22 protein-coding genes are annotated in these 21451 nt (G+C 42.0%); 13 read left to right on the top strand and 9 right to left on the bottom strand.

The features are described from left to right. Nucleotides 1–6 precede the first annotated feature (6 nt). Nucleotides 7–1080 carry a phage shock protein operon transcriptional activator gene (pspF, locus tag JIG37_RS08730; protein ID WP_199529199.1) on the bottom strand — a complete coding sequence of 358 codons (1074 nt, stop codon included), beginning with the start codon at nt 1078–1080 and terminating at the stop codon, nt 7–9. A 188-nt stretch (nt 1081–1268) separates the two neighbouring features. Here pspF and pspA point away from each other — a divergent pair, with 188 nt between their 5' ends. The 9 genes from pspA (at nt 1269) to JIG37_RS08685 (ending at nt 8510) form a co-directional block, all read left to right on the top strand. Next, entirely contained in the window at nt 1269–1931 is a 663-nt protein-coding gene (gene pspA / locus JIG37_RS08725) for a phage shock protein PspA (protein ID WP_054553137.1), read from the top strand. Between the two features lie 57 nt (nt 1932–1988). Next, a complete protein-coding gene (gene pspB, locus JIG37_RS08720) occupies nt 1989–2222 on the top strand; it encodes an envelope stress response membrane protein PspB (RefSeq protein ID WP_036969793.1) in 234 nt (77 codons plus the stop codon). Beyond that, on the top strand, nt 2219–2620 hold the full coding sequence (pspC, locus tag JIG37_RS08715) for an envelope stress response membrane protein PspC (RefSeq protein ID WP_054553136.1): 402 nt from the start codon (nt 2219–2221) through the stop codon (nt 2618–2620). The genes pspB and pspC overlap by 4 nt, the downstream gene beginning before the upstream one ends. 62 nt (nt 2621–2682) lie before the next feature. After that, nucleotides 2683–4095 (top strand): YcjX family protein, encoded by a 1413-nt coding sequence (locus tag JIG37_RS08710; protein WP_199529198.1) that lies wholly within the window; start codon nt 2683–2685, stop codon nt 4093–4095. Beyond that, nucleotides 4092–5126: a TIGR01620 family protein gene (locus JIG37_RS08705; protein ID WP_199529197.1), complete on the top strand. Its 1035-nt coding sequence runs from the start codon at nt 4092–4094 to the stop codon at nt 5124–5126. The genes JIG37_RS08710 and JIG37_RS08705 overlap by 4 nt, the downstream gene beginning before the upstream one ends. Nucleotides 5127–5260: 134 nt before the next feature. Next, nucleotides 5261–6442 (top strand): methionine gamma-lyase, encoded by a 1182-nt coding sequence (megL, locus tag JIG37_RS08700; protein ID WP_138599307.1) that lies wholly within the window; start codon nt 5261–5263, stop codon nt 6440–6442. Between the two features lie 226 nt (nt 6443–6668). Beyond that, nucleotides 6669–7466 (top strand): phenylalanine 4-monooxygenase, encoded by a 798-nt coding sequence (gene phhA / locus JIG37_RS08695; protein WP_054553132.1) that lies wholly within the window; start codon nt 6669–6671, stop codon nt 7464–7466. Between the two features lie 9 nt (nt 7467–7475). Beyond that, nucleotides 7476–7820 (top strand): 4a-hydroxytetrahydrobiopterin dehydratase, encoded by a 345-nt coding sequence (locus JIG37_RS08690; RefSeq protein WP_194442686.1) that lies wholly within the window; start codon nt 7476–7478, stop codon nt 7818–7820. A gap of 120 nt (nt 7821–7940) precedes the next feature. After that, nucleotides 7941–8510 carry a hypothetical protein gene (locus JIG37_RS08685; protein WP_199529196.1) on the top strand — a complete coding sequence of 190 codons (570 nt, stop codon included), beginning with the start codon at nt 7941–7943 and terminating at the stop codon, nt 8508–8510. Between the two features lie 31 nt (nt 8511–8541). Here JIG37_RS08685 and JIG37_RS22655 read toward each other — a convergent pair whose 3' ends face one another. Both JIG37_RS22655 and JIG37_RS08680 read right to left on the bottom strand, forming a co-directional pair. Next, complete coding sequence (locus tag JIG37_RS22655) at nt 8542–8685, bottom strand: type II toxin-antitoxin system RelE/ParE family toxin (protein ID WP_166341879.1); 144 nt, start codon at nt 8683–8685, stop codon at nt 8542–8544. Nucleotides 8686–8722: 37 nt separating this feature from the next. Continuing rightward, a complete protein-coding gene (locus JIG37_RS08680; protein WP_199529195.1) occupies nt 8723–8965 on the bottom strand; it encodes a type II toxin-antitoxin system Phd/YefM family antitoxin in 243 nt (80 codons plus the stop codon). A 145-nt stretch (nt 8966–9110) separates the two neighbouring features. On the opposite strand from JIG37_RS08680, the gene JIG37_RS08675 reads away from it, so the two are divergent. Beyond that, entirely contained in the window at nt 9111–9431 is a 321-nt protein-coding gene (locus tag JIG37_RS08675) for a hypothetical protein (protein ID WP_199529194.1), read from the top strand. 133 nt (nt 9432–9564) lie between these two features. After that, nucleotides 9565–9963: a hypothetical protein gene (locus JIG37_RS08670; protein WP_199529193.1), complete on the top strand. Its 399-nt coding sequence runs from the start codon at nt 9565–9567 to the stop codon at nt 9961–9963. Nucleotides 9964–10086: 123 nt separating this feature from the next. Here the strand turns inward: JIG37_RS08670 and JIG37_RS08665 are convergent, their stop codons facing one another. From JIG37_RS08665 to map, 6 genes are all read right to left on the bottom strand, one after another. Next, entirely contained in the window at nt 10087–11163 is a 1077-nt protein-coding gene (locus JIG37_RS08665; RefSeq protein WP_138617156.1) for an efflux RND transporter periplasmic adaptor subunit, read from the bottom strand. An 11-nt stretch (nt 11164–11174) separates the two neighbouring features. After that, a complete protein-coding gene (locus JIG37_RS08660) occupies nt 11175–14285 on the bottom strand; it encodes an efflux RND transporter permease subunit (protein WP_199529192.1) in 3111 nt (1036 codons plus the stop codon). Nucleotides 14286–14502: 217 nt separating this feature from the next. Continuing rightward, nucleotides 14503–14898: a hypothetical protein gene (locus tag JIG37_RS08655; RefSeq protein ID WP_138599314.1), complete on the bottom strand. Its 396-nt coding sequence runs from the start codon at nt 14896–14898 to the stop codon at nt 14503–14505. Nucleotides 14899–15124: 226 nt separating this feature from the next. Beyond that, on the bottom strand, nt 15125–15952 hold the full coding sequence (gene dapD / locus JIG37_RS08650; protein ID WP_054553126.1) for a 2,3,4,5-tetrahydropyridine-2,6-dicarboxylate N-succinyltransferase: 828 nt from the start codon (nt 15950–15952) through the stop codon (nt 15125–15127). Nucleotides 15953–15961: 9 nt separating this feature from the next. Then, nucleotides 15962–18580, bottom strand: a complete 2619-nt coding sequence (glnD, locus tag JIG37_RS08645) for a [protein-PII] uridylyltransferase (RefSeq protein WP_054553125.1) — start codon at nt 18578–18580, stop codon at nt 15962–15964. Between the two features lie 12 nt (nt 18581–18592). Continuing rightward, nucleotides 18593–19402, bottom strand: a complete 810-nt coding sequence (map, locus tag JIG37_RS08640; RefSeq protein ID WP_228290538.1) for a type I methionyl aminopeptidase — start codon at nt 19400–19402, stop codon at nt 18593–18595. 247 nt (nt 19403–19649) lie between these two features. Between map and rpsB the strand changes: the two genes are divergently transcribed. After that, nucleotides 19650–20378 carry a 30S ribosomal protein S2 gene (rpsB, locus tag JIG37_RS08635; protein WP_054553123.1) on the top strand — a complete coding sequence of 243 codons (729 nt, stop codon included), beginning with the start codon at nt 19650–19652 and terminating at the stop codon, nt 20376–20378. Between the two features lie 103 nt (nt 20379–20481). Next, the gene (gene tsf, locus JIG37_RS08630; RefSeq protein WP_138599316.1) at nt 20482–21333 is read left to right on the top strand and encodes a translation elongation factor Ts; all 852 of its coding nucleotides are present in this window, start codon (nt 20482–20484) and stop codon (nt 21331–21333) included. Nucleotides 21334–21451: the final 118 nt, after the last annotated feature.

The raw sequence follows: 21451 nt of genomic DNA, 5'->3' as shown, positions 1-21451 counted from the left end.
CTCTAACTATTGCTGCTGATCTAATAAATTGTATTTTTTCAAATAGCCACGTAATTGATGATACGTTAATTCTAAGTGTTCTGCAGTTTTCTTTTGGTTAAATTGGCTATGTTCAAGTGCTTTTTTAATGACATCAATTTCAAAGTCGTTAGACAGCTGCTTTAAATTACAAGGAAATTTAATGTCGGGCTTATTAAGTGTCACAACGTCTTGATTTTGTGTTGTGGCGATAGGCGCAGCTTCGACGTTTGCAACAGGGGCACTGCTAACTGCAGCTTTAACGCGCTGTTTAGGTCTAAATTTACTCGCAAATGGGTCTAAAATAATCTGGTGAACGGGAATATGTTCGTTACCATGACGATATAAACTACGTTCAATCACATTCTTTAATTCACGAATATTACCTGGCCACTCATAAGATTGTAGCGTTTCGATGGCGCTACGCGTAAAGCCACTAAATAGCTCCCACTCAAGGTCGCGGGCCATGTTAATTGCAAATTGTTCTGCTAGTAACATGATATCTTCTTGACGTTCACGCAGCGGGGGCAGGGTAATAACATCAAAAGCGAGGCGATCGAGTAAGTCGCTTCTAAATTCGCCTTGCTCAGCTAGGGTTGGTAAGTCTTCATTAGTAGCACAGACTAAACGGGTATCGACTTTAACGGTTTGCTTACCACCAACGCGTTCAAACTCGCCGTATTCAATAACGCGTAGTAGTTTTTCTTGTACCATCGCCGAGGTGTTGGCTAATTCATCAAGGAATAGCGTACCGCCATTAGCACGCTCAAAGCGGCCTTCGTGGCGTTTACTGGCACCAGTGAATGCGCCACTTTCATGACCAAATAATTCACTTTCGAGCAGGTTTTCGTTAAGCGCTGCACAGTTAAGCTTTATATAGTTTTGATCCCAACGCTTAGATAAGAAGTGCAAACGGGCAGCAATGAGTTCTTTACCCGTACCGCGCTCACCAATAATAAGGACCGGTTTTTCTAAACTAGCTAGTTGAGAAACTTGATCAAGTACACTTAAAAAACTGTCAGATTGGCCGAGTAAATTATCCTGTTGGCGAAATTGGCTCATATTCCCTAACTCTTAGTCATTTTTACTAAGATCTAGTGTATTTCATTATCTATGAGAACTAAAGAAATTTATAAATTTAGTTTAACTGTTTGAATGTATTAAGTTATTCTAAGTTTATAAAAGTTGGCAAGCATATTGATACTAGATATACCAACTGATTAAGTTAAAACACCAAAGAGGTAAATGTTATGGGAATTTTTTCACGTTTTGCAGACATCGTTAATTCTAATATCAATGCCATCTTAGATAAAGCAGAAGACCCAGAAAAAATGGTTCGCCTGATCATCCAAGAGATGGAAGATACATTAGTAGAAGTTCGCTCTACATCAGCAAAAACACTTGCTGAGAAAAAAGAGCTAGTACGTCGCGTTGAAACTTTAAAAGTTCAAGTTGCAGACTGGCAAGAAAAAGCTGAATTAGCACTAAGTAAAGACCGTGATGATTTAGCGCGTGCAGCACTGATTGAAAAGCAAAAGTCAGCAGATGCAGTCGCAGCGGTTGAAACTGAGCTTGAGCATGTAGAGTCTCACATCGAGAAACTACAGCAAGAAGTGAGCACGTTACAAGAGAAGCTAGCTGATGCAAAAGCGCGTCAAAAAGCAATCATCTTACGTCAACGCTCTGCTGAGTCACGTCTTGAAGTTAAAAAAGCACTCGACAGCTCTAAAGTTGAAGACGCTTTAAACCGCTTTGAACGTTACGAAACTAAGATCGATGGTCTAGAATCACAAATAGAGTCTTATGATCTTGGTAAAAAATCATTAGCTGACGAAATTGCTGGTCTTCAGCAAGACGAAAAGATTGATGATGAGCTCGCTGAGCTTAAGAAAAAACTAGCAGATAAAAAATAATAAATGGGGGCATGTCCCCCAATGCTTAAACACATAACGGATTGACAGGAGAGTACCATGTTCGACGCAGAAGTTTTGATGGCACCGATTATTGTTTTTATGGTGGTTGTTGCCCCACTTTGGCTAATTTTACATTACCGTAGTAAAAAACAAGTGAGCCAAGGTTTAAGTGAACACGAGCACCGCCAATTATTAGAGCTTGCACAAAAAGCAGATAAAATGGCAGAGCGTGTTGAAACATTAGAAGCCTTACTTGATCAAGAGGCTCCGCAGTGGAGACGTAAAGTATGAGTATCAAACGCGAACTATATAAAGATCCTGAACGTGGCAAGTTAGGTGGTGTATGTGCAGGTATCAGTGATTACTTTAACATGGAGCTTTGGCTGGTACGTATCTTAGTTGTTTCGGCAGCGTTATTATCAGGTGGTCAATTTATTGTTGTTGCTTACATTGCTGCTTGGTTTATTTTAGATAAAAAACCGACAGAAAAAACAGAGAAAAGCACAGACAGCATTCACCAAGACCCGCTTGAAGTAAAATTTAAAGTATGGCAAAAAGGGGAACCACCTCGCCGTGCATTGCAAGACTTAAAAGATCGTCTTGCTCGAGTTGATGGTCGTTTACAAGAGATGGAACGCTATGTCACATCAACAGAATTTACGGTTAGCCGTGAAATCAACAAACTTTAAAGGATATATACGCACCTTGTTTGCATCGTGATACCCAGCGCAAATAAGGTGCTAGACACTTTATGAGCCAATCATTTGCAAAGAACACCTTTAATTCGTTAAAAAATAAAGCGGAAAAAGCCCTTCACCGTAGTTTAGATCAACACGTGAAGTTAGCCGTTACAGGCTTAAGTGGCAGCGGCAAAACCGCTTTTATTACCGCCTTGGTTAAACATTTAACCAGTCAAGCTGACGAAAAAAACTTACCTTTTTTTGATGTGATGCGCGAAAAGCGTCATATCGCTACAAAAATTGTGCCGCAGCAAGCACTGACAATACCGACATTTGAATACACAAATGCATTATCAGCGTTATTACCTGTTGAAGGTGAGCCAGCTTGGCCTGCCTCTACCGAGCGTATAAATACGCTACGTTTAGCTATTAAGTACCAAAGTAATTCGGGGCTACGCGGTCACTTTGCACCGCAATCAACACTCTATTTAGACATTATTGATTACCCAGGTGAATGGCTACTTGATTTGCCAATGCTAGAGCAATCATTTGCTGATTGGTGTGAGTCACAATACTCACTCTTGCAGCAAACCGCACGCAACGAAAAAGCGAAGCCATTTTTAACAGCCCTTGCTGAACTTGATCTATCAGCCAGTGTTGATGAGAGCAAACTTGCTGATATCGCTGCGCTTTATCAGCAGTTATTAGTGGGCCTTAAAAAAGACACCAAACTTGCCATGCTGCAACCTGGTCGCATGCTGATGCCAGGCGAGCTTAAAGGAGCGCCGCTACTGCAGTTTTTTCCGGTTGCGAATGTGCCTGACGAAATAATCGAAGGGTCGAATCTAGCGCATCTTAAAAAGCGCTATAAAGCCTATGTAAAAGAGGTTGTAAAACCTTTTTACGAGCAGCATTTTCGTCATTTTGACCGACAAATTGTGCTAGTGGATGTGCTCAGTGCTTTGAATGAAGGCAGCGAAACCCTGCATGAGCAAAGCCGTGTTATTAACCAATTGTTGGCCCATTTTAATTATGGTGAAGCAAGCTTCTTTAAACGTTTGTTTAAACCAAACATCGACAAGCTACTGTTTGCGGCCAATAAGTCAGATCATATTAGTGCGCAATATCATAAAGACTTAGCGCTATTGCTTGATTCAATCGTGCATGACCAATCGAATCATTTAAAGTTCGAAGGTGTGCAAATCGAAACCATGGCAATGTCATCTATCTGCGCTACAGAGCCGCGCCAAGTGGCTGAAAAAGGCCAACAGTTAGCTTGTATTTATGGCAAGCCTTTAGGCGAACAAGAATGGCTAACGTATTTACCACCGCAACCACCGTCACGCCTGCTCAACAAACAAGAGTGGCCAAAACAGGGCTTTGAGTTCTTATCGTTTTCGCCACTGCCATGCCCTGATAAACGGTTAAAGCATATTCGTTTAGATCATGTCATGCAGTACCTGATAGGAGATAAACTAACATGAGTGAGCAACCAAAGGAGATGAACTTTCAGGCTGGTCGCCGTATTTCAAGCTCTGCAAGTAACGAAGCTCCTACAGAGGAGTTAACTGTTGCTAAAGTGATAGAAAACGCCGAATTTATCGACACTGAAGAAGATCAGCAAGATAGCATTGAGCTTGAGCCCGTGTATAAAAAGTCGAAATGGCAAACCCTAAAAGGGGTGTTTGTTGTTAGCTTTTTAGTTTTAGTGTTACTTGAGTTTGCGCTGTCATTGTTTGTGACGTTTCAGCAATCAATTATTTTAGGTTCGGTGTATTTAACGGCTGTTCTCAGTGGTGTGCTACTGATTGCCCGTGTTATTTGGCGCGAGTACCGCATGCTAAGAAGTTTAAAGCGCAATCAATTACATCGTACCGAGGCCGACCGTTTACTCAATAGCGAGCAAGTAGGAGAAGCACTGCCGTGGCTAGAAAAGCTTAATAAGCATCAAACGCTTACTGGGTTTGAAGAGTTTAAGCAGCAAATAGCGAGTCATCATACCGATAAAGAAATCATGACCTTATACGCCGATAGCTTATTGGTAAGCCAAGATCAGCAAGCGAAAAAACTGATTAACCGTTTTGCCACTGAGTCTGGTTTATTGGTTGCGTTAAGCCCACTGGCTTTAGTCGATATGATGGCGGTACTATGGCGTGGCACTAAGCTCATTGAACAAATTGGCCATATTTACGGTATTGGTTTTGGTTATGCAAGCCGTATTAAATTGTACCGCTTATTAGTGAAACAAGTATTGTTTGTTGGTAGTGCAGAGTTAGTTTCAGATTTAGCAGCAACGGCACTAAGCGCTGAATTACTGGGGAAATTGTCGGGCCGTGCAGCGCAAGGGCTAAGTGCAGGTATTTTTACCGCGCGTATAGGGTATAAAGCGATGGAACTTAGCCGCCCGTTACCTCGCTTAGAGCATAAGCGTAGCTTGTTAAAAGAAACCGCCAATAGTATTGCCCGTAAAATTGCCTCACGTACCAGCGACAAGGAGACCGAAAATACAAAATGACAACTTTTGTGTACAGTTAATAAAAACGGCTGAGTGATATTTAGCCATCTGAGCATCCGGCATGCTTGTGCATTGTGGGTATCTACGTTTTATTTATGAGTATGAAGTACTGATAATAAAAACGAGAACACACAATGACTAAGCATCACTTACATACACAATGTATTCATGGTCCAGAAAAACCAAATGATCCACATGGCGCACTGAGTGCGCCACTTTATCAAACCTCTACCTTCTCTTTTGCTAATGCAGCTCAAGGTGCAGCCCGATTTGCCGGTGAAGAGCAGGGCTTTATTTATACCCGCTTGGGTAATCCGACAACCCAAGAGCTAGAACAAAAAGTGGCTCAGTTAGAAAACTGTGAAGCAGCGGCTGCCACAGCAACGGGTATGGGTGCGGTGTCTGCGTCTGTGCTTAGCTTTTTACAACAAGGTGACCACCTAGTGGCATCAAGCGCGTTATACGGTTGTACCTTTGCATTTTTTGCTCACATGTTGCCGCGCTTTGGTATCGAAGTTACTTTTGTTGATATGACCAACGAGGCTGAACTTCGCGGCGCGGTTAAAGCCAATTCAAAAATGATTTTTGCTGAAACACCAATTAATCCGACCATGGCGGTGCTTGATCTAAGTTTAATTGCTGATGTCGCCAAGCAGCATCAACTGATAAGCGTTATCGACAATACTTTCTTAACGCCTCTGCTCCAGCAACCTACCTCGTTTGGCATTGATATTGTGGTACATAGCGCAACTAAATACCTAAATGGCCATGGTGATGTGGTGGCAGGACTTGTGTGCGGCACAGAGGAGCATATCAACCTGATAAAAATGACGGTGCTAAAAGATATTGGTGCAACGATTAGTCCTCATGATGCATGGTTAATTAATCGCGGTTTAAAAACCCTTGCTGTACGCATGGAGCGCCACTGTGCAAGTGCCCAAGTAGTTGCTGAATATTTAGAGCAGCATCCTTTAGTTAGCAAAGTTTATTACCCAGGGCTTAAATCACATCCGGGTCATCAATTTATTGGTTCACAAATGAAAGCCGCTGGTGGTGTTATTGCCTTTGAAATAAAAGGCAGCCTTGAAGATGGCGAAACATTTATAAATAACACTCAGCTTTGTACCCTTGCGGTCAGTTTAGGGGATGCTGAAACCCTCATTCAACATCCTGCATCGATGACACATTCGCCTTATACACCTGAAGAAAGAGCAGCAGCAGGGATCAGTGATGGCTTAATTCGATTATCAGTTGGTCTTGAGGATGTTAACGATATTATTAACGATCTTAAAACTGCATTTACATTCATTGGCTAGGTTGTAGTTTTAAGTTTACGGTTGCGCTTGCTTTTACCCCTTTAAAAATGTGGTGTGTAAACTTTTCGATCTTCTAGTGTAATTTTAGCTTTACGTTAAGGGTGTTTCTGCAAACCTTAGAAACTGCCTTAACTATTAAAATTTCGCTTACTTTTACATAGTATCGGCTTAACAAGTTAATGAGATTCTGATCAATGCTGATCAAGATTTAACGAAGAAGGTTATTATGGCTAAAGCAAGTAATTACACCTCCAAGCAACCTGATGAAAATGGGGTTATCCATTGGAGCGAAGAAGAAAATAAAATATGGTCTGAGCTAGTTGCTCGCCAACTCGCTTGCATAGAAGGTAAAGCCTGTGATGAATATTTAGCAGGTCTTAAGAAAATTAATTTACCAACAGATCGTATTCCACAACTTAGTGAACTCAACGAAGTGTTACTCGAAACAACGGGCTGGCAAGTTGCGCCTGTTCCGGCACTGATCGATTTTGATGAGTTCTTTCGATTACTAGCAAATAAGCAGTTCCCAGTTGCGACCTTTATTCGCAGCCGTGAAGAGTTTGACTACTTACAAGAGCCAGATATCTTCCACGAAATTTTTGGCCATTGTGCCATGCTTACCAACCCAGCATTTGCTGAGTTTACCCACAAATATGGTCAGTTAGGTTATGCCGCTGAAAAGAAAGATCGTGTTTATTTAGCTCGCCTTTACTGGTTTACCGTTGAGTTTGGTTTAATGCAAACCGAACAAGGTCTGCGTATTTATGGTGGTGGTATTTTATCAAGCCCAGGCGAAACACAGTATGTGTACTCAGATAAGCCAGAAATCAATGCGATGAACGTGCTTGATGTATTACGTACACCTTATCGTATTGATATTATGCAGCCTGTGTACTACACCATTAACTCAATCAATGACTTATTTGATATTTCACAAATGGATATCATGTCGCTGGTGAGTAAAGCAAAAGAATTAGGGCTACATGAGCCAAAGTTTCCTCCTAAAGAAAAATTAGCAAGTTAAGGATTTATAATGTCTTCATTAAGCACACAAAAGTGTGAAGCGTGTCGTGCGGATGCGCCTAAAGTATCTGATGCTGAATTAGCAGAATTGATCAAAATGATCCCAGACTGGGTTCCTGAAGTGCGCGACGGCATTATGCAATTAGAGCGTGTTTACAAGTTTAAAAACTTCAAACAAGCACTTGAGTTCACTAATAAAGTGGGCGCTATGGCTGAAGAAGAAGGTCACCACCCAGGTCTGTTAACCGAGTGGGGCAAAGTAACTGTTACTTGGTGGAGCCACTCTATCAAAGGGTTACACAAAAATGATTTTATCTGTGCTGCTAAAACAGACGATGTATTCGCTGCACTGTAAATTTTAAGTTCTGCCCAGAACGATAAAAGGCGTAACCTCAGGTTGCGCCTTTTTGCTTTTTTAGAGTCCAAGAATTAACATTGAACTCTTATCTTTGTGAGAACACTAGAAAAGAAAATAATGAAAAACAAAGCGCTTATTCTGCCATTCCTACTCATTTTACTGCCCTTAATTGATAGTTTGTTTATCCCGCAAACATTTGGCATTCAATGGCACAGCCCTAAGCTGATGTATCAAGTAGGCGTAGTACTAATGATTGTAAAGCTCACTTTGGTTGCCATTGGGCTTTGGTTATTATTAAAAGCAAAGCGCCTTTATATGGAAGCCAGTAAATCGACCCGTATTGTTAAATTTTCAGTCTTTTTACTCGGCGGCTTACAAGTGGTGATAATGACTGCAATATGCTTTTGGTATTTAGTAGCGGGTACGCAAGCGAAACATTTTATGCTGCAAGACAACATTGCTGTATTTACCGCTGATTATGGCGTATTTGCACCGGTACATCATGAGTTCTCATTTATATGCTTTGATGCCAATGGTTTTTACCACATGCAACCTATAGCCCAGCTACCTTGGCTCGGAGCCTTTACCTTTACTAGCCAAGATTCACGTTTGATCATTCAACATAAAAACCAAAGCGGCGCGAATACTCAAGAAATTTTATTAAAAGGGTTTGGCTGTTTGCAGTGAGAGGTGTTGGCTTTGTGAAAGGAGGCTGCAGTTATAAGTGGTTTTCAGGAAGCTGAGATTGGCTTAGTACGGCAACAATCATTATAAAACCATCTTCTTTAATAAAATAAGCAGTGTGTTTACCAATAGGAAAGTAAAAACCATTTGGATAAATGTCATTACAGCTACGCCCAATTTCTGGATTTTTTGTAACTTATCTTTTGCAAAGTGTTTTATAAAGTATCCAAGAAGTCTTTACCATCAACTACATTACCTTGAGCTAAGTCTCTTGTTGCGTTTTCAAAGCAATGCTTAATATAGTCGACTTTCTTATTTTTTAATTCTTCATAATCCCTTATAGACATGACCACTACGACGTCCTCGTTGTTTTTACTAATTTTAATAGGCTCACGTTGAGCGTTTAAAAGTCGCTCAGCAAAATTACGTTTTGCATCATTTGCTGTTAGTGTATTCATGGCTGAGCTCTAAAATAAAGTGATAGGGGAATTATAGTAAAAAGCATGAAATGGTCGAAATAATTAAATCGCGCGATTAGTTTGGGTTCTGTAGTTTTACTTACAAGGCACTGATTATAAGGCACGTAACATATATAAAAGAATTATGAAATTTATATTAGATGACATAGTAATCGAGCATATTGAAAACTCTGATCCTATTTCAATAAAAGTAGGAAAGGTTGGCTGTAGCCATGGTTGTATTGACTTAGAAGTAGATATGCTATCTATCTCTCAAGCAAATGAAGCACTTACAACAGGTGGAAGGCCAAAAAGCTTAAAATTTGGTTCAGCCCTCAAAGGATGTAAGTTTAAATTTAGTAAGCAAGAGACAAAATTTTACACAGGTTCAATGCTTTGGTGGTGTTTGCCACTAAGCTTTCGCTGGGAACCTCTTTATTGCTATAAAATAAAAAGAGGTTATTAGAATGATTCACTATTTTAAAGCATTATAAGGCGAGTATTTTAAACGCGAATCGTAGCTGTAAACTTAGTTCTGCGTTAGTGTATCTAGTTGGTCATTTCTAAATCATAATTGTGACATAACATATGGAGACAAATTGAACAGTTTAAGGATAGTAAAATACACTTTAGTCATGCTGGTTTTGAATACCGTATTAAGTACCTTTATCACTCTAATAATTGGAAGTGATAACTTAGCTTCACTCTCATTCGGTAAATATTTTACATACCAGTTATTACCATCTTATTTATTGAGCGCAGCTATTTATACCGTTCTGGCTAAGCGCAATGTTGTAAAAGCTTGGAATTATGCCCTAAGTGTATATTTACTGAGCTTTATAGTGGAAACAGTAATTGTATCGATACTATTACAAATGTTTTTTATCCCACCTTTATGGTTTGTAGAAGTGCCTTTGAGTATAGCCTTTGCGATTGTTGGTACTGTCATCGGAATTAAATTAGGTACTCAGGATAGTAAGGAAGTCGAAGGGCTCTGATCTTGCTTTTTGCTTCCTAGAAAGTCAAAAACAAGCGCAACTCTTAATAATCATTACTACCCTTTATCATAACTGCCAGCTCTTAAATTATTTAATAGCTGGCAGTCATCTCAAGCCTTGCAGTTATTGCTTTACCTGAACTTCGACTTCTTGCCCGGTTTGTAGTTGCTCGGCGCCGCGTACTGCCACTTTATCGCCCGCATTTAAAGTGATGTTAGAAGTCGGGGTGACTTCAACAAGTTTATCTTTGCCATTACCTACTTTTACGGGAATTTGCAGGGCTTTGTTGTCGTTGTCGATTTTGACGATATGGGTGCCTTTTTTGCGTAAGATCAGCGCATCGCGATTCACCAGTAGTACATCCCCTTTGCTTTTTAGTGGCACGGCTACATCAACCAGTTGGCCAATTGCCCATGTTTGCTCAGCATCATTTGCTAGTAAAGCACGTACTTCTACGGTTTGTGAACGCGGATCGGTTGATGGGATCACCGCTGTTACGGTGGCTGTTGTCATATCAGGGGCTGATAAGTCGCCAGCTTTAATTGGTAACTCTATGCCTTTGTGTAAAAACTTTAAGTATTTAACAGGTACATACAAACGCACTTCTAAGTTATTAATATCGAGCAGAGTGATCAGTTCATCTGCGCGATTTATTTCGCGACCAGCGCGTTTAAAACGCTCGCTGATCACGCCATCAAATGGAGCGCGAACGGTTGCACGCGAAAGCTGATCGTCTATCACTTTTAATTCAACCTTAGCCAGTGCGATATCAGATAACGCAAGGTCATGCTTATTTTGCATATCATCGACTTGGCTTGCTGCAGCACTGCTGGCTTTGGCGAGTTTTTGTAAACGAGCGAGCTCTTGTTGATATAAGCGTAGGTTTATTTTGGCGCGATTGAGCATTTCTTGCTGGCGTGCTTTTTCAAGTTCAAGCGGTAAGGTGTCCATACGAACTAGGGTATCGCCACTTTTCACCAGAGTACCTGGCTCAACAACATATAATAAACGCCCGCTAACGCCTGCTGTTAGGGTTACATCGTCTTTGCCATACAAAGTGCCGCTGACTTCAATTTCGCTTGTCAGTGGAGCTTGTGTGACAGTTTCTACCGTAACCGGCACGACTGCAAAGGCGTTAAATGCGATAAGACTGAATAGCGCACAAAAGCGAGCGGTTAATTTACGAAAAGGTGTGTTCATTGTTTTAATACTCATTGATTCGATACCAAGCTTAAAGGCGTTTTTTCTGGTTGCTGTTTGTTATTAACAGGCGGCAGTTGTCTGCCAAGTTGCAATAAACTTGGCATTAATATCAGGGTGAATAGGGCGCTAATGGCCATGCCGCCGACGATCACAGTGGCAAGGCCACGGTAAATTTCTGATCCTACCCCCGGCATTAGCATAAGTGGCAGCATGCCAAATAAGCTGGTTAAGGTACTTAAGTAAACGGGTCTTGCGCGCAGTAGCACAGCTTGGCGAACGGCGTCTTCTCGATTGAGTCCTGCGGCCATCGCAACACGGGCTTGGTCAACCAACAAAATGGCATTATTTACCACCAGACCCAGCAAGATAATAAAGCCAATCATGGTCAGTAAGTCGAGTGATTGGAAGGTAAATAAGTTAAGTACGAATAGGGCCAGGACACCGCCTGCAATTGCCAATGGCATGACCAGTAAAACTAACGCGCTGTCTTTGGCTGACTTAAACAATGCGGTCATTAGCAAGAATAAAATAAACAGAGCCAAGATAAAGTTGATTGTCATTTCTTGCATGGCCGAATTCATCTTTTGTGCGTTCCCCGCCAAAATCGCACCAGAGCTGTCAGGCAAGCTTGCACGAACTTTTGGCATAACTTGCTCAGAGAGAATAGTTTGCGCTTGTTGCAAGCTCATATCTGCTGGTGGCGTGACAACAATACTCACGGTACGGCGGCCATTAACACGTCTAAGCTGTGTTGGCCCCACGGTGCGCTCAATATTGGCAAGCTCACCTAAGGTTTGAATACCTGATTGCGGGGTCACAATGGGCAGGGCTTTAAGCTCCTCTGGAGTTTGCCACGGTATACCGCGCAAAATCACGTTCATGCGTTCATTGCCATCAAAGTATTCATTAACAAATAACCCGCCTGTATAGGCTTGCACTGCTTGAGATACATCACGACGAGTTAGCCCTGCTTGGGTTATACGGCGGTCATTGGGTGTGAGCCTAAGCTCTGGCTCTGCCATATCGAGTCGTGGTTGTGGCCTTGCGGTGGCATTCGGCATTGCGTCGGTGACAGCTTGCAGCGCCACATTAGCACCGGCGATTAGCTCGTCCATATTAGGACCCGTTAAATCGATATTGATATTGCGACCATCACCGCCATTAGCAACTTGGATCATCGACCCTCGAAAGAAGAATACTTGGGTGTCGGGTAAATCAATGAAGATTTCTTCTCGGGCTACCTTCATTAATTCTTCAACACGTTGCGGATCAGCAGAATAAATAAAGCCACCAGCATTCGAACCAAAAGCATAAAAGTTAAAATCTTTTATCCCCGGCTCTTTTTCACCTGTGTAATAAGGCATTAAGCGCTTTTTGATGCGCATCAGCAGCTCTTCTTCCATAAACTGCACATTGCCGCCAGGCGGGGTATTCAAGTTAAAGAAAAAGCCATCGGTTGGTGCGCGTGGCATAAAATCAGTTTTCGGGAGCATGGTCATGGTCGCGACGAGTGAGCCACCCAATAATGACACTATCCACACTATTTGTTTAACGCGGGTATTGGTTAGCGCCATGATGAAGTTAGTTAGCTTATGCCAATATTTACTATAAGGATCCGCTTTGAGCTCTTTGTCTGGCCAAAAATGGTTAGCTAACGGGATTAGTGTAATTGCGCAAATCATAGAGGCAATAACAGCAATAGATAAGGTGAGCGCCAAGTCAGAGAATAATTGCCCCTCAATACCTGCCATAAATAAAATTGGCAAGAAGATAGCAACGCTGGTGGTGGTTGAGGCAAATAAAGCGCCTGTTACTTGAGCTGCACCTTTTAGCGCGGCTTTTTTAGTATCAAAGCCTTCGCTTCTGAGCCTTGCGATGTTTTCTTGCACTATGATGGCGGCATCAAGTACTAAGCCAACCGCAAAGGCAAGGCCTGCTAGTGAAATAACATTTAAGCTGCGGTCAAAAATATTCAACGTTAAAAACGCAACTAACAAAGAGACAGGAATTGTCGCTGCAATCACAAACGTGGCCTTTAAGCCCCTAAAGAATAGCCACAAGATTAAACACGACAGCAAAACACCTAGGCCTAAGTTACTTTTAACTAACGACAAGGCATTACGAATATGCACTGAGGCATCAAAACTTAATTCAATCGATAAGCCATTCTCAGCCAGCGGCCCTTCGTTTAGCTCTTTGATGGCAAGGTTAATGTCGTCGAGTAGGGCAACGGTATTGGCTTCGTTAGCGCGCGAAATACGAATGTAATACGCGGGTTTACCATTTCGACCACTCATTCCTAAACGGTCAGAAAAAGTGCGTTCTACACTTGCGATATCGCCAAGGTAAATGGGTCTATCGCCTGAATAACCAACGCGCATTTGTGCCATGCTTGATAAATCATATTGCCCAGTAAAACGTACGGTATATTGACGACGGCCAACATTGGCAAGGCCACCGGAAGTATCGCGTGAGCTGGCTAATACGTTACTGATTTGGTCAAGGCTGACGCCAAGTGCGGCGGCTTTGTGAGGGTCAAAGGTAATACGTAATTCTTTTGGTCGCTCACTGGCTAAATCAACGCGGGCAACACCAGGAATACGTGCCAAGCGGGGTTCAACAAATTCATCGATTTGTTTTTGGAACTGCGCCATGTCTAAATCTAGGCTGTCGCTGTTAAAATCTTTTGGGGTGACCAGTAACGTTGCAGCGGCTTCGCCATTATTACCGCCAGCAAAAACCACAGGATCAAATGCATCTAACGGCAGAGGCGGCGCTTGGTTAAGGCTAGTTAACACATCAAGCATGGCCTGTTGCATGTTTTGTCCAACAGCAAAAGTTAACGTGATAGAGCCATTGCCACGGTTAATGTAAGTATTAACCTCTAAGGCACCCGGGGTGTTTTTTACTGCGTTCTCAAGCGGCTCAATGATCACCGATTCAATCTCTTCAGGTGCAGCTTGGCGCCAGCCAGAGAAAATAGTGATCTGCGGTTGCTCAATATCTGGTGTGAGCTGAATTGGCAGCTTAAAAATACTCAACATGCCAAACAACATAATCAACACCAAGATGACAATAACACTCGCAGGGTTTTTCAGCGAACTACGTGTCAGATTCATTGTGTGTGTTCCAAAATCAGTTTGTGTGCATTGTAGTGCGATGTAAAAAAAGTGCCAGTGAGGTAAATGAAATGTGTTTCAGAAGTAACGCTGAATAGCCGTAATTAAGCGATAAAGTGTGTATTTGAAATAAGATGTAACAATTTAGCTGAGGCGCTTTAAGTTAAAAGCCTTAAGCTATAAGTGCAAAAAAGCGCTAAATGAGAAGCAGATCAGCTTAATGAATATCTTTTCGGCGAATGGCAGCAACATTTTGCTCAAACACACGCTTTACTTCTGCACTGTAGTGATTGTGGTCGTTGATGATGATAAACGGGTTCGTAAAACTAACATCGCACAAAGCTGTATAACACTGAATTGTAACTTCAACTCGATCTGGGGTTGCAAGGCCATCTAAGGTTGTTTGCAATGCTTCAAAAACATATTCTTTACGAACGTGCGATGTTAAAGCAACTTCAAGTTTTTTGACCTCAGCACGATGTGAATTGGTATCGGTTACAAGCAATTCGTATAGATAGCTACGTGATACAAACAGCAAGATTGCCACAAGGTAGAATAACCCTGTGTAATAAAATAACTCCGTGTGGGTAAAACTCCGAAAAGACTTAAACATTTTCACTATTATTTTTTGTTTGTTTTTTATACTAAAACATATTTGCGGGTATACCTCAACAAACTAGCTAAAAATCACTGCATTACAGAAAACAAAAAAGCGCGAAACTAGTTAGCATCGCGCTTCTTGAACTTTTAAACTTATAGCTTATAGCTTATAGCTTATAGCTTATAGCTTATAGCTTATAGCTTATAGCTTATAGCTGACGGCTTAAAGCTCCGCTTTATTATTCATCAATCGAGCGAAGTAGGGCATTAATACCTACTTTTTCGCGAGTTTGCTGATCCACTTTTTTCACGATGATGGCAGCATATAGGCTGTGCGAACCATCTTTTGACGGTAAAGAACCAGGAACAACAACCGCACCGGCTGGTACTCGGCCGTAATGGATTTCGCCAGTTTCACGGTCATAGATACGTGTGCTTTGGCTGATATAAACGCCCATCGAGATAACGGCGCCTTCTTCAACTACCACGCCTTCAACAATTTCAGAACGTGCGCCAATGAAGCAGTTGTCTTCAATAATAGTTGGGTTAGCTTGTAGTGGCTCAAGTACACCACCAATGCCTACACCGCCAGATAAGTGAACGTTTTTACCAATTTGTGCACATGAGCCAACCGTTGCCCATGTATCAACCATGGTACCTTCATCAACGTAGGCGCCAATGTTGACATAAGATGGCATAAGCACCACGTTTTTACCTACGAAGCTGCCTTTACGTGCCACAGCATTAGGCACAACACGCATGCCGCCTTGTTGGAATTGCTCTGGTGTATAGTCGCTAAATTTAAGGGGTACTTTGTCGTAAAACTGATTAACACCATCGCTCATTGGTTGGTTATCACGAATACGGAAAGACAGTAGCACCGCTTTTTTTAACCATTGATGTACAACCCACTCACCACTGATTTTTTCAGCAACACGTGCAGCGCCGCTATCAAGTAATTCAAGCGCGTCGATAATAGCTTGTTTTACTTCACTTGATACCGTGCTTGGGCTGATGCTATCGCGGTTGTCCCAGGCGTTTTCGATCATGGTTTTTAAATCTGACATAAGATCCTCTTATTCGGTTTCTGCGTTGAGTTTTTTACGCAATGCTTGATGAATTTTAGCCTGTTCTTCGTCTGTTAATGCTTGGTATTCGTTATTTGATACCACGAAGAAATCTTCTGCACGTTCACCAACTGTGGTGATCCGTGCGGCATGAATATGTAATAAGTGCGCTTGAAATACTTCCGCAATTTTTGTTAATAGACCCGGAATATCCACCGCTTGAATTTCAATTAAGCTGCGGTCTTTACGGGCATGCGGTCTAAGCACAATTTTTGGTTTGATATTAAAGTCTTTAAAGCGCTGAGAGCGATTCTTTTTAAGGCGAATTTTCTTTTTCGGGTCGCTAATTGCAAGATCTAAAGCACGTTTAATGCCTTGCGAACGGTTACTCGCAATCGGGTCACCATTGACCTCTAAAATAACAAAGCTAAATAGCACGTAGCCATCTTTTGTGGTCAGTACTTGCGCATGTTGAATTTGCGCTTTTTTCGAACCAATCACACTAACTAAACGTGAGAATAAACTGCCCGAGTAAGGGCTATAAGCAAATACTTGTGTACCACCATGCATTGCGGTGTTAGACACGGCAACGCTAGGCTGGCTTAAATCGTCACAGCTTAGTAAGTGCTCTGTGTGCCACGAAATCTGTTGCTCGCTAAAAGCAGTAAAATAATTGGCTTTAAAGCGACTCCAAATTAAGTCGATTTGATCTTCGTTACAACCGTGGTTCAGTAAGCGCTGTTTGGCTTGCTGTTTTTTATCACGTATTTGGTCACGTTGGTCCATTGGGTTTTCAAGCCCTAAACGAAGCGCTCGCTGGGTGTGTAAATACAGCTCACGTAGTAGGGTATTTTTCCAATCGTTCCACAGGTTATCGTTAGTTGCGCGAATATCGGCTAACGTTAAGCAGTACAAGTAATCAAGCTGACGCTCATTTTTCACTTTACTTGCAAAGTCTTTAATCACATCTGGGTCATTAATATCTTTGCGCTGCGCTGTAACCGACATAAGTAAGTGATTAGCCACTAACCACGAAATAAGCTTGCCATCTGAGGCTGGGAAGCGGTGTAGCTTAGCAAACGCGATTGCATCAACTGAGCCAAGCTCAGAGTGATCGCCACCACGACCTTTAGCAATATCATGGAAAATACCGGCTAAATAAAGTAACTCAGGCTTGTCCATGCGAGTGACAATTTCACTACATAACGGAAATTCGCTGACTTTTGATTTATCAAAGTACTTATAAATATTGTTGATGAGTTTATGGGTATGTTCATCCACGGTGTAGGCATGGAATAAATCGAACTGCATTTGCCCAAAGATATTACGCCACTGTGGTAAGTAGGCAGCGATAATACCGTGCTTGTGCATCAGCGTAAATGCGCGGCCCATACCGTTAGGGTGTTTGATTAAACGCAAAAATGCTTCGCGACAGGCGGCGTAATCTTGTAAATCACCCAATAAACGACGGCGAACTTGGCGCATTGTACGTATGGTACTTGGGTAAATATGGGTGATTTCTGGGTTATCAGCAATATGCTCGAACAATACAAATAGCTGATCACGGCGGAAGAACACCGATGGATTCTTAACACGAATTTGATGACCAATACGCTCAAAGTTACGGTCAAGCTCAATCACAGGTAACTCACCAGCACCCGGTAAAATGCTTTGTTCAAAGTATGAAAGCAGCATTTGGTTAAGCTCACGTACGCGGCTCATAATCCTAAATAAGCGTTTCATCATGCGCTCGACCGAGGCTTTACCATCACTACCAAAGCCAAGAATTTCAGCGGCGTTAGGCTGATGATCGAACAATAAGCGGTTTTCAGAGCGACCCGCAGCGATGTGTAGCGCAAAACGAATGTTCCATAGGTTTTCTAAACACTCAGACAGCTCTTGATATTCTTCGTGAGTAAGATAGCCGTGATTTATAAGTTCTTGTAATGTTTCGGCTCTAAAGTGCTTTTTAGCAACCCAAATAATGGTCTGTAAGTCGCGCAGGCCACCTGGGTTTTCTTTGATGTTAGGCTCAAGGTTATAAGCTGTACCATGGCATTTTTTATGGCGTAAACTTTGTTCTTGTACTTTTGCCAAAAAGAATTCGTCTGAGCGCCAAATCGGCGTATCAATTAAATGATTTTTTAATTTTTCGAATTCGATATGGTTACCGAAAATTAATCGGCTTTCGAGTAAGCTGGTGGCAAATGTCACATCTTCACGTTTTTGTTCTAATGCTTGTTCTATAGTGCGAACGCTGTGACCAATTTCTAAATTTAGATCCCAAAGCATGGTAACGAACTGGCCAATTTTCTCGCACACGGCTTCACTTGGCTGCTCGCTTACCAGCAACATAAAGTCGATATCGGAATAGGGGTGCAGTTCGCCACGACCATAACCACCCACAGCAATCAGGGCTAAGTCACTTTCATGAGCAAGGTCGTAATCGTGAAACAGTTTAATTAATAAGCGGTCGATAAACTCAGCGCGGGCATTAATTAAGTTGCTAACGGGTTGTTTTGAGAATTCGTTCTGTAGCCATTTATAAAAATAACTAGAACAGTCGCGATAATCGCTAAGTTGCTCAGCTTGGCTGAGCAACTTTTTTACTTTATTGGGTAATGCCACTGGGGCTGGCTCCTAGTGTTCGATGATCCTGTCAATAGTATCATCTGATCGGAGCGTTAAAATTTCAACACCATTTTCAGTCACTAACAGTGTATGTTCCCACTGTGCAGACAATGAACGGTCTTTTGTTACAACTGTCCAGTTGTCTTTAAGTAGCTTACATTGGCGTTTACCAGCATTAACCATAGGTTCGATTGTTAAGCACATACCTGCTTTTAATACTTCACCAGTACCTGGTTTACCGTAGTGCATTACTTGAGGTTCTTCGTGGAACTCAGCACCAATGCCGTGACCACAATATTCACGAACGATAGAATAGCTAAAGCTTTCTGCGTATTTTTGAATTGCAGCACCAATATCACCTAAGCGTACGCCTGGTTTAACCATTTTAATTGCAAGGTATAGGCTTTCTTGTGTGATATCTGCAAGGCGCTTGCCTTGAATGTTAGGTGTACCAACGTGGAACATCTTCGATGTATCACCGTGATAGCCATCTTTGATCACAGTCACGTCGATATTTACGCTATCGCCTTCTTTAAGTGGTTTGTCATTTGGAATACCGTGACAAATTACATGGTTCACTGAGGTGCAAATTGATTTTGGGAAACCGTGATAATTAAGCGGTGCTGGAATAGCATCTTGAACATTAACAATATAATCATGACAAATTGTATTTAGTTCATCTGTGGTTACACCTGGCACCACATGCGGTTCTATCATTTCTAGTACCTCGGCGGCTAAGCGCCCGGCAACACGCATTTTTTCGATTTCTTCAGGGGTCTTGATCACAGCACTCATTGAGGCTCCAAAGTTGTTTTTCAGGTCAGTTTTTAGTGCACAAATTTTGCACTAGACGTTGAGTTTTCAATTTTAATATGGTATAAAGCGCGCCGTCTTTTTACAAATAAATTCTTAACTGATTTTTTGTATTTAAGGCAAACACAATTTTATTTTAACACACACACGTATCGTCACATACACTTGGGTGCACTTAAGTTACAAATTAACTACGGTGTTGGTGCTATGGGATATGTGGAGGCCTAACCCTAAATTATAGAGGATTATACAAATGGCAAACGTTTCAATGCGCGATATGCTTCAAGCTGGTGTTCACTTTGGTCACCAAGCACGTTACTGGAACCCTAAGATGAAGCCTTTCATCTTCGGCGCTCGTAACCGTGTTCATATCATCAACCTAGAGCAAACTGTACCAATGTTCAACGAAGCACTTAAGTTCTTATCGAACGCAGCTTCTAACAAAGGTAAAGTACTTTTCGTTGGTACTAAGCGCGCAGCAAGCGAAGCAGTTAAAGAAGCCGCTCTTCAAAGCGAGCAGTTCTACGTAAACCACCGTTGGTTAGGTGGTATGTTGACTAACTGGAAAACAGTTCGTCAATCAATCAAGCGTCTTAAAGACCTTGAAGCGCAAAGCCAAGACGGTACTTTCGAGAAATTAACTAAGAAAGAAGCGTTAATGCTTACTCGTGAAATGGAAAAGCTTGAAAAGAGCCTTGGTGGTATCAAAGACATGGGCGGTCTTCCAGACGCGCTTTTCGTTATCGATGCAGACCACGAGCACATCGCTATCCGTGAAGCTAACAACCTAGGTATCCCAGTTGTTGCTATCGTTGATACTAACTCTAACCCAGACGGTGTTGATTACATCGTACCTGGTAACGACGATGCGATCCGTGCTATCCAACTTTACACTGGCGCTGTATCAGCTGCGATCACTGAAGGTCGTGAGAACAACATCGTTGCTCAAGCTGAGAAAGACGACTTCGTAGAAGCTGAGTAATTAGCTGTCATCAAGTCTTCATCTAATTAAGATGAAGACTTGTTATTCTTGTTAAGCGGCCTATACCGCTTCCCTATAACAGAATTCAATTGAGGATATTCTAATGGCTGTAACTGCTGCCCTAGTTAAAGAATTACGCGAGCGTACTGGCGCTGGCATGATGGATTGTAAAAAAGCGTTAACTGAAACTAACGGTGACATCGAGTTAGCGATCGAAAACATGCGTAAGAGCGGTGCTGCAAAGGCTGCTAAAAAAGCAGGTAACATCGCTGCTGAAGGTACAATCTTAATCAAAGAAGGTAACGGTTTCGCTGCACTTCTTGAAGTTAACTGTCAAACTGACTTCGTTGCTAAAGACGCTAACTTCCTTGGTTTCGCTAACCAAGTTCTTGACGCTGCTGCAGAATCTAAAGCAGACATCGAAGCACTTAAAGCACAATTCGAAGAAACTCGTGTTGCTCTAGTTGCTAAAATCGGTGAAAACATCAACGTTCGTCGCGTTGAGTACATCGACGGTGACAAGCTTTCTTCTTATCGCCACGGCGACCGTATCGGTGTTGTTGTAGTTGGTGAAGCTGACGAAGAAACACTTAAGCAAGTTGCTATGCACGTAGCTGCGTCTAAGCCTGAGTTCGTAAACCCAGAAGACGTACCAGCTGACGTTGTTGAAAAAGAAAAAGCAGTTCAAATCGATATCGCGATGAACGAAGGCAAGCCTGCTGAAATCGCTGAGAAAATGGTTATCGGTCGTATGAAGAAATTCACTGGTGAGATCTCTCTTACTGGTCAAGCTTTCATCATGGAACCTAAAAAATCAGTTGGCGAAATTCTTAAAGAGAAAGGCGCAACTGTTACTAACTTCATCCGTTTAGAAGTTGGTGAAGGTATCGAGCGTAAAGAAGAAGACTTCGCTGCTGAAGTAGCTGCTCAAATCGCTGCTGCAAAAGGCGAGTAATTTTCTAACTTAGTGACGTAGGGCAATAAGATGAAATTAATCTGCTATTAGCTTTTGCGTCACTGATGAAAATTCTTTAAAATAACCGCGTTTTATGTGTAACCATAGCGCGGTTATT

This window comes from Pseudoalteromonas sp. bablab_jr010 (assembly GCF_016464105.1).
Classification (GTDB): Bacteria; Pseudomonadota; Gammaproteobacteria; order Enterobacterales; family Alteromonadaceae; genus Pseudoalteromonas; species Pseudoalteromonas simplex.
The sequence above is the reverse complement of the archived record's forward strand: the minus strand, read 5'-3'. Positions and strand labels throughout refer to the sequence as shown.